General features: G+C 71.1%; 6 protein-coding genes. 4 read left to right on the top strand and 2 right to left on the bottom strand.

Annotated features, from left to right (window positions below; all coding sequences use genetic code 11):
* Positions 1-196 precede the first annotated feature (196 nt).
* The gene (gene ahcY / locus OERS_RS03845; protein WP_068624587.1) at positions 197-1720 is read right to left on the bottom strand and encodes an adenosylhomocysteinase; all 1524 of its coding nucleotides are present in this window, start codon (positions 1718-1720) and stop codon (positions 197-199) included.
* A gap of 303 nt (positions 1721-2023) precedes the next feature.
* Between ahcY and OERS_RS03840 the strand changes: the two genes are divergently transcribed.
* The 4 genes from OERS_RS03840 to OERS_RS03825 all read left to right on the top strand — a co-directional run bounded on the left by OERS_RS03840 (position 2024) and on the right by OERS_RS03825 (position 6784).
* The gene (locus OERS_RS03840) at positions 2024-2902 is read left to right on the top strand and encodes a hypothetical protein (RefSeq protein WP_068624585.1); all 879 of its coding nucleotides are present in this window, start codon (positions 2024-2026) and stop codon (positions 2900-2902) included.
* Between the two features lie 549 nt (positions 2903-3451).
* Positions 3452-4885 carry a quaternary amine ABC transporter ATP-binding protein gene (locus OERS_RS03835; protein WP_082849203.1) on the top strand — a complete coding sequence of 478 codons (1434 nt, stop codon included), beginning with the start codon at positions 3452-3454 and terminating at the stop codon, positions 4883-4885.
* Positions 4882-5757: an ABC transporter permease gene (locus OERS_RS03830; protein ID WP_068624583.1), complete on the top strand. Its 876-nt coding sequence runs from the start codon at positions 4882-4884 to the stop codon at positions 5755-5757. Before OERS_RS03835 ends, OERS_RS03830 begins: the two co-directional genes overlap by 4 nt.
* A gap of 94 nt (positions 5758-5851) precedes the next feature.
* Entirely contained in the window at positions 5852-6784 is a 933-nt protein-coding gene (locus OERS_RS03825; RefSeq protein WP_068624581.1) for a glycine betaine ABC transporter substrate-binding protein, read from the top strand.
* A gap of 113 nt (positions 6785-6897) precedes the next feature.
* Here the strand turns inward: OERS_RS03825 and OERS_RS03820 are convergent, their stop codons facing one another.
* Positions 6898-8661, bottom strand: coding sequence for an MSCRAMM family protein (locus tag OERS_RS03820; protein ID WP_139107685.1), 1764 nt, complete (start codon positions 8659-8661; stop codon positions 6898-6900).
* Positions 8662-8767 lie beyond the last annotated feature (106 nt).

Here is an 8767-nt window from a genome sequence, read left to right as displayed (position 1 = left end):
CTCGCGCAGGAGGGAGGGGTTCGCTCGGGGGGCGGGGTCGGCGCCGAGGGCGACCGACACGCCCGCCGAGGGCGACGGGGTCGCCCGCCGAGGGCGACCGACACGCCCACCCACCGTGACCGGCACGAGAGGCCGGGCTCCTCCCGGAACCCGGCCTCCGCCGTCGGGCCCCTCGTTCAGGGGCGCGCGCGTCCGCTCAGTAGCGGTAGTGCTCCGGCTTGTACGGACCCTCGACCGGGATGCCGAGGTAGTCCGCCTGGCTCGTCGAGAGCTCGGTCAGGCGCACACCCAGCGCGTCGAGGTGCAGGCGCGCGACCTTCTCGTCGAGGACCTTGGGCAGGCGGTAGACCTGACGCTCGTAGGTCCGCTCGCCCTCCGGGAGCTTGCTGTCCTCGAAGAGCTCGATCTGGCCGATGACCTGGTTCGAGAACGAGTTGCTCATGACGAACGACGGGTGGCCCGTCGCGTTGCCCAGGTTGAGCAGGCGTCCCTCGGACAGGACGATGATCGAGCGCGGCTCCTCGTCGCCCGCGGCCGGGAACGTCCACTCGTGGACCTGCGGCTTGATCTCGGTGCGCGTGATGCCGGGGACCTGGGCAAGCCCGGCCATGTCGATCTCGTTGTCGAAGTGGCCGATGTTGCCGACGATCGCCTTGTTCTTCATCGCCGTCATGTGCTCGGCCGTGACGACGTCCTTGTTGCCCGTGGTCGTGATGAAGAAGTCGGCCTCGCCCAGGACGTCCTCGATGCGCGCGACCTGGTAGCCGTCCATAGCGGCCTGCAGCGCGCAGATCGGGTCGACCTCGGACACGATGACGCGCGCACCCTGGCCGCGGAAGGCCTCGGCAGCACCCTTGCCCACGTCGCCGTAGCCCGCGACGAACGCGACCTTGCCGCCCATGAGGACGTCGGTCGCGCGGTTGATGCCGTCGGGCAGCGAGTGGCGGATGCCGTACTTGTTGTCGAACTTCGACTTGGTGACCGAGTCGTTCACGTTGATCGCCGGGAAGAGCAGCTCGCCCGACTCGGCGAGCTGGTACAGGCGGTGCACGCCCGTGGTCGTCTCCTCGGTCACGCCGAGCAGCTGCTCGGAGATGCCGGTCCAGCGCAGCGGGTCGGCCGCGAGAGCCCGGCGCAGGACCGAGCGCACGACGTTCATCTCGTGCGTGTGGTCCGGCTCGCCCGGCAGGGTGTCCGGGGGGACCGTGCCGAGGCGCTCGTACTGGAGGCCCAGGTGGACGAGCATGGTGGCGTCGCCGCCGTCGTCGAGGATGAGGTTGGCGCCCTGCTCCCCGGGCCACAGCAGGATCTGCTCGGTGCAGTCCCAGTACTCCTCGAGGCTCTCGCCCTTCCAGGCGAAGACCGGGACGCCCTGCGGGTCCTCGGGCGTGCCGTGCGGGCCGACGACGATCGCTGCGGCGGCCTCGTCCTGCGTCGAGAAGATGTTGCAGCTCGCCCAGCGCACCTGCGCACCGAGCGCGACGAGGGTCTCGATGAGGACGGCCGTCTGGACGGTCATGTGGAGCGAGCCGGCGATGCGGGCGCCGGCCAGGGGCTGGGACGCGCCGAACTCGGCGCGCAGCGCCATGAGCCCGGGCATCTCGTGCTCGGCCAGGCGGATCTGGTGGCGTCCCGCTTCGGCGAGGGACAGGTCGCGGACCTTGTAACGGCCCGGGACCTCGTCGAAGGAGGCCTGGGCGGCGGGCGTGGCAGAAGACATGGTGCTCCGAACGACGGTTCTGACGGTGTCGCTCCAGGGTACCGGGGGCGACTCGTCGGGCGCCGGTGGTGACCACGACGAGCGCCGAGGGCGACGGGACCGACCGCCGACGGCGACCGACATCCCGCCCGAGGGCGACCGACATCTCGCCCGAGGGTGACCGGACCCGAACGACCCGACGCACGGCGCCCCCACGTTGTACCGGGGCGGAGTCCCGTCCACAGTCGCCGCACCCGCACTGGTGTCCACAGCCACCCTCGGCCCCTCGCACCCCCGGTCGCCCGAGTCGGCACGATCCCCTCCATGCGAGACATCGACGAGCACGGCCAGTCCCTCCTGCGCGCCACCGACGTCCCGGGGCTCGTCCCGGTGAGTCTCGGCGGCCCCGTCCTGCAACGCGTCGCACGGGGCGTCCTTGCACCCTCCCGACACTCCCTCACCTACGGAGACCGGGTGCTGGCGACCCGGCTCGCGCTTCCCGCGGACTCGGTCCTGTGCGGCACGACAGCCGCATGGATCCACGGCGTGGACCAGGTGAGCGCCGCGCACGCGATCGAGGTCGGTGCCCGGCACGGCCGACGGGTCAGGTCGCTCGACGGCCGCAGCTCTCGTGGGCGTTCCTTCCATCCTGACGACGTGCAGGACTCTGGCTGGGGGCTCGTCACGACGCCCGCCCGGACGGCGTACGACCTTGCCCGCGACCCGGTGCTCCTGCGGTCGGTCCCGCGTCTGGACGCGCTCGTTCGGGTCACGGCTCTGACGGTCGCCGACGTGTGGCCCATCGTCGAACGCAACCCAGGAGCCCGCTGGCTCACGATGGCCCCGCGGGCGTTCGACCTCGTGGACGCCGGCGCGGAGTCTGTCCGCGAGTCGATGCTGCGCGTGCTCCTCGCCCTCGAGGGCTTCCCACGTCTCGTCACGCAGCACGAGCTCCACGACCTGGCGGGGACGTTCGTGGCGCGGCTCGACCTCGCGAACCCTGAGCTCCGCGTCGGTGTCGAGTACGACGGCGCCCACCACCTCGACCCCGACCAGGCCGTGAAGGACCGCGTGCGGCGGGATCGGGTGCGTGCGAACGGATGGGGGTTGCTGGTCGTGGACAGCACCCTGTTCGCGCAGCGCACGGCCCTGTTCGCGGCGGCGGCCGCGCTGTTCGAGCAGGCGAGGCGCCTGCGCTGGTGAGGTCCTGCTGGGTGTGCCGTCCCGGCCCCGACGGCGGCGGTCGCCCTCGGCGGCAGAGCCGGTCACCCTCGGCGGTAGAGCCGGTCACCCTCGGCGAACGGGACCGTCACCCTCGGCAGCCCGTACAACACCTCGCGCCCGCGCGCGTTAACAAATCTGCTTGACCATTTCAAGATCACGAAGCGGTAACGATCCTGTGAATGGTCAAAACCGCGCGCTCGCAACGATTGAACAGTCAAGCATCTCCCCGGAAACCGCCATGCACACCGTTCACTCGGTAGCAATTCGCCCTGGGATCGGGCAGGGTGCAGGAGACAGATCGACCTGCCCCGGCCCGGCGCCTCGCCGACCGGCGACAGGTCACGGCCCGCAGCGTCTCGCGGCGGCCGCCCTCCCGGGCGGCCCCCGGCAGCGGGCCACGATCCGGTGGACCGTGACGCGCCTGACGGCGCTGAGCGCACCGGGAGGTCGCTGCCAGGTCCCCCTGGCGCCCTCCCCGGAGCGTTCCGGAACCGCCACGACACGTGGAAGGTGGCGAGCACCGCCAGCATGACGACCAGCAGCACGAGCACCAGCACCGACAGCAGCACCGGGCAGAGCACCGCGCCGGTCCTGCTCCCGGTCGAGACCGAGCCGTACCCCGGCGCGCACGGCGCCGCCGCCCTTCCCGACGACCGCCCTGTGGCCGTGAGCGTCCAGGGCGTCTACAAGGTCTTCGGCCGCCGCCCGCAGGAGGCAGTGCGCCGCCTCAAGGAGGGCGCGAGCCGTACCGACGTCAAGCCTCTCGGCACGGCCGCGGTCATCGACGCGAGCTTCGACGTCAAGCAGGGCGAGATCTTCGTGGTCATGGGCCTGTCCGGCTCGGGCAAGTCCACGCTCATCCGCATGCTCAACGGCCTGTGGAAGCCCACGGCCGGCCACGTCCTCCTGGGCGACGCCGACCTCGCGACCGTCAGCGCCAAGCAGCTGCGCGCCCTGCGCCGCAGCCGCGTGAGCATGGTGTTCCAGCACTTCGCCCTGCTCCCGCACCGCACGGTCCTGGACAACGCCGCGTACCCGCTCGAGATCCAGGGCATGGGCAAGGCCGAGCGCCGCAAGAAGGCGCAGCAGGCCCTCGACCTCGTGGGCCTGGGCGGCTGGCAGGACTCGCTGCCCTCGCAGCTCTCGGGCGGCATGCGCCAGCGTGTGGGCCTGGCCCGCGCCCTGGCCGCGGACACCGACGTGCTGCTCATGGACGAGGCCTTCTCCGCGCTCGACCCGCTGATCCGCCGGGAGATGCAGGAACAGCTTCTCGATCTCCAGCAGACCCTGGGCAAGACCATCATCTTCATCACGCACGACCTCAACGAGGCCATGCACCTGGGAGACCGGATCGCGGTCATGCGTGACGGTCGCACGGTCCAGATCGGCACGGCCGAGGAGATCCTCTCCGACCCCGCGAACGACTACGTCGCGCAGTTCGTCGCCGACGTCGACCGCACACGCGTCCTGACCGCCTCGTCGGTCATGGTCCGCCCGACGGCGGTCGTCCCGCTCGGCGGTGGACCGCGCGTGGCGAGCCGCACCATGCGCGAGGCGCAGGTGTCGGCGGCGTACGTCGTCGACCGGCAGCGCGTCCTTCGCGGCGTCGTGCGCGACGACGACGCGGTCGCTCTCCTCAAGTCGGGCGGCGACCACACGAGCATCGAGTCGATCGTGCACGACGGCGTCGCTCCCGTGAGCGTCGACACTCCCCTCGCGGAGCTCTTCGCCCCCGCGGCCGAGTCCCCCCTTCCCGTCGCGGTCACCGACGACAGGAACCGCCTGGTCGGCGTGATCCCCCGCGTGACGCTGCTCGAGGCCATGGTGCCGCCCACTCTCGACGAGAGCGACGCCGTCGGACCCGACGAGAACACGGACGACCGGCCCACACCTGGGACCGACGCGGCCGAGGGCGCGACCGCCCCGCACGACGCCACGACCACGGAAGGAGCGAACGCATGAGCACCACCGACACGTTCGTCCCCCGCCTGCCGCTCGGCGACTGGGTCGACGTCTTCGTCACCTGGCTCATCGCTGCGTTCAAGCCCTTCTTCGCGGTCGTCAAGGACGTCCTGCTGTCCTGCTACGACGCCCTCGCCGCCGTCCTCCAGGGCCCGCCGTTCGTCGTCGTCGCGCTCGTCCTGGCCGCCCTGGCGTTCTTCGCCAAGGGGTGGAGGCTCGCCGTCACGACCCTCGTCGGGTTCGTCGTCATCGCCGGCGTCGACCAGTGGGACAACGCGATGGCGACGCTCGCCCTCGTGCTCGTCGCCAGCGTGATCGCGCTCGCGATCGGCATCCCGCTGGGCATCTGGGCCGCCCGGAACGACAAGGTCTCACGCGTCGTGCGGCCCGTGCTCGACTTCATGCAGACCATGCCGGGATTCGTCTACCTCATCCCGATGGTCATGATCTTCCTCACGGGCGCCGTCCCCGGCATCGTCGCGACCGTGGTGTTCGCCCTCGCCCCGGGCGTCCGCTTCACCGAGCTGGGCATCCGCCAGGTGGACTCCGAGGTCGTCGAGGCCGGGCACGCGTTCGGCTCGACGCCGGGCCGCATCCTGCGCCAGATCCAGCTCCCGCTCGCCATGCCGACCATCATGGCCGGCGTCAACCAGGTCATCATGCTCTCGCTCTCGATGGTCGTGCTCGCCGGCCTGGTCGGCGCAGGCGGCCTGGGAGGCGACGTCGTCGCAGCCCTCCAGCGCATCAACATCTCGCTCGGGTTCGAGGCAGGGCTGTCCGTGGTGATCCTCGCGGTCTTCCTCGACCGCGTCACCTCGGCGCTCAGCACCCGTTCACCCGTCGCCAAGGCCCTCGCGGCCAGCGCGGTCTGAGCCCCGGTCCGTCCGGGCCCGCACGTCTCCTGCACCACCACCAACCCAGGCGGGCGCGGCCGCGCCAGCGGCCCGCCCCCGAAGGAAGGACAGCATGTCTCCCGCACGTCATCACCAGGCCCGTCGTCGCACCGCGATCGTCGCCTCCTCGCTCGCCCTCGGGCTCGGGCTCGCGGCCTGCGCCTCGGGCGAGACCGACTCCGGCTCCGGCTCGGCCTCCGCCGAGCCCAGCAAGGACATCACCATCGCGATCCACACGGGCTGGGACGAGGGCATCGCGGTCTCGCACCTGTTCAAGGCCATCCTCGAGGACGAGGGGTACACGGTCCGCACCGAGACGGCCGACCCCGGCATCGTCTACACGGGTATGGCGGGAGGCGACTTCGACGTCAACTTCGACATGTGGCTGCCCCTCACGCACGCCGACTACCAGGAGCAGTACGGCGACGACCTCGAGGACCTCGGGTACTGGTACGACGACGCCAAGCTGACCATCGCGGTCAACGAGGACGCACCGATCGACAGCCTCGACGAGCTCGCCGCGAACGCCGACCTGTTCGGCAACCGCATCGTCGGCATCGAGTCCGGCGCGGGCCTGACCCGCATCACGCAGGACGAGGCCATCCCGACCTACGGCCTGGACGACATGGACTTCGTCATCTCCTCGACCCCGGCCATGCTTGCCGAGCTCAAGGCCAAGACCGACGCGGGCGAGAACGTGGCCGTCACGCTGTGGCGGCCGCACTGGGCCTACGACGCGTTCCCCGTCAAGGACCTCGAGGACCCCGAGGGCGCGATGGGTGACGCCGAGAAGATCCACTCGGTCGCCCGCACGGGCTTCACCGCGGACCACCCTGACGTCGCGTCCTGGATCTCGGCGCTCACGCTGAGCGACGAGCAGCTCTTCTCGCTCGAGAACATCATGTTCAACGAGAACGAGGGCTCCGACAACGACGCCTCGGTGCGCGAGTGGCTCGAGGCCAACCCGACGTTCGTCGACGACCTGAAGGCCGCCGCGAAGGGCTGATCCCGGCTGCTTCCCCGAACGCCGCAGGCCGGCACCCCACGAGGGGTGCCGGCCTGCGGCGTTCGCGCTGTCCTCGCTGCACCGTCATGCGTCAGAGCGGTGCCGGCCGGGCATCAGCTTCCTGGTGCCACCACGACGACCGGTGCGGTGCCCTCCGATGTGGCACTGCCCTTGCGGAAGCCCGTCAGCTCGGCGGTCACCTGGACCGACAGGCTCTTGCCGACGTCGGCGCGGACGGGCACGTAGGTCGCGCTCCTGGCCCCCTTGACGACCTTGCCGTCACGCAACCACTGGTACCGGACGGTCGTCGGTCCGGACGGCTCGAAGGCCCCCTCGAGGGTCCAGGCCCCCGACGTCACGGCCAGCTCCGCACCCACGACCGGCGTGCCCGAGACGACCGGCGCCTCGGTGATCTCGAGGCGAGGCACCGGGACCTTGACGTTCACGCCCTTGACGGGGGAGCAGCGGGGGACGTCGAGGCGCGTGCGCTCGGGCTCGGTCGCGCCGCCGCCCAGGAACACCTTGCCCCGCGGCCCCGTCGCCGAGTCGGAGAAGTAGTCGACGGCCACGTGGTAGCGCCCGGGCAGCAGGCCCGTGACCGTGTACGTCCCGTCCGGGTCGACGATGGCCTGGCGCGTCGCGACGTCGGGGTTCTCGTCGTCGTAGACCGTGACCATCGCGGACGAGGGATGCCATCCGGTCAGCTTCCCGCTGACCGAAGCGCACTCACGCAGTTCGACATCGACGTCCGGGGTGATCTCTCCTGCGGTCAGCAGCACGGGCGACGCCTTGGCCACCGTCGACACCCCCTGGGCCTTGGACACCGAGAAGTACGTCGCGGCGTACCGGGAGATGCCGCTCTGCCGGTTGACACCGATGCGGTAGGTCCCCGGCACGGACGACTGCAGCGAGTACGACCCGTCCGCGCCGAGGCCCCAGTCCGCCGCGACAGCGCCTGGCCAGCCGACGATCTTCCCGTCCACGGAGTGGAGCGTGAACGAGTGGTACTCCTCAGCCCCGCTGACGCCCGTGAGCCGCCCCGAGAACCCTCCGGTCTCACCGACCGTGACGTCGAGGCCGAGCGTCCCGGTCGAGACCCGCGTCGCGTCCGCGACGTCCGGGACCAGGGCGGCCGTCCCGTCGTCCGCGACGCGGACGTAGCCACCGAGATAGCGCGGGTCGCTGTAGCTCGAGACGAACAGGACGAAGTCAGCACCGACCTCGAGCTCGTCGAACGCGAACTTCCCGCGGTTGAGAGTCGGGACGGACCCTGCCCACTCGCCCGACCCGCTCTTCAGCAGCTGGACGAACAGGCCGTCGAGCCCGACCCCGTCGGCATCGTGGACCGTCCCGTCGATCCGTGGAGAGGGACGGAGTCGGACAGCGAGGGCGGACGTGCCACCGCGCACCGGGGTCGCGCTCGCGAAGTCGCTGCTCGTCGTCCAGAGCCCCCCGTCGAGCGTCAGGTACTGCGTCGTGTAGACGCCGGGCTGGCCGACGACGTGGAGGACATGGTCGACGTCGGCGCCGACCCCTTCGATCACGAAGCTCCCGTCCTCCCCGACGACGGCGCTCACGGTGACTCCAGGCGCGGTGGCCGTGACCGAGACGCCCTTCGCCGGCCGGCCCACGGAGTCCAGCACCGTGCCCTGGATCGTGGACGAGGAGTCGAGCCGGACGTCTCCGGGCGACGTTGCGGTCGAGGACGCCTGGGCACGCACATCCGTGGTCGTCGAGTCGGTGGCCGCGACAGCTCCGGTCGGCAGGAGGACCGCGAGCGCCAGGGCGACGGCGAGGCTCCTCCCGCTGGCACGTCGAGCGAGGGGTCCCCGGCGAGCTCGTCGCTCGGCAGGTCGGGTCCGTGGTGGGAGGGGCATCGATGCTCCGTTCGTTCGGATCCGTCGCGCACCGGTGCGGACGGACGCGCACAGTGTGTCGGAGGATGCCTCGAACACACAATTCGTTTGTCCCGGTCTGGGTAGT

This window comes from Oerskovia enterophila (genome assembly GCF_001692445.1).
GTDB lineage: Bacteria > Actinomycetota > Actinomycetes > Actinomycetales > Cellulomonadaceae > Oerskovia > Oerskovia enterophila.
Note: the sequence above shows the minus strand (reverse complement) of the source record. Positions and strands in the feature narration are given on the sequence as shown.

What these genes read in the sequence shown, in the direction of transcription:
- ahcY (WP_068624587.1), bottom strand. Translation starts at nt 1,720, where the DNA reads ATGTCTTCTGCCACGCCCGCCGCCCAGGCCTCCTTCGACGAGGTCCCG.
- OERS_RS03840 (WP_068624585.1), top strand. Translation starts at nt 2,024, where the DNA reads ATGCGAGACATCGACGAGCACGGCCAGTCCCTCCTGCGCGCCACCGAC.
- OERS_RS03835 (WP_082849203.1), top strand. Translation starts at nt 3,452, where the DNA reads ATGACGACCAGCAGCACGAGCACCAGCACCGACAGCAGCACCGGGCAG.
- OERS_RS03830 (WP_068624583.1), top strand. Translation starts at nt 4,882, where the DNA reads ATGAGCACCACCGACACGTTCGTCCCCCGCCTGCCGCTCGGCGACTGG.
- OERS_RS03825 (WP_068624581.1), top strand. Translation starts at nt 5,852, where the DNA reads ATGTCTCCCGCACGTCATCACCAGGCCCGTCGTCGCACCGCGATCGTC.
- OERS_RS03820 (WP_139107685.1), bottom strand. Translation starts at nt 8,661, where the DNA reads ATGCCCCTCCCACCACGGACCCGACCTGCCGAGCGACGAGCTCGCCGG.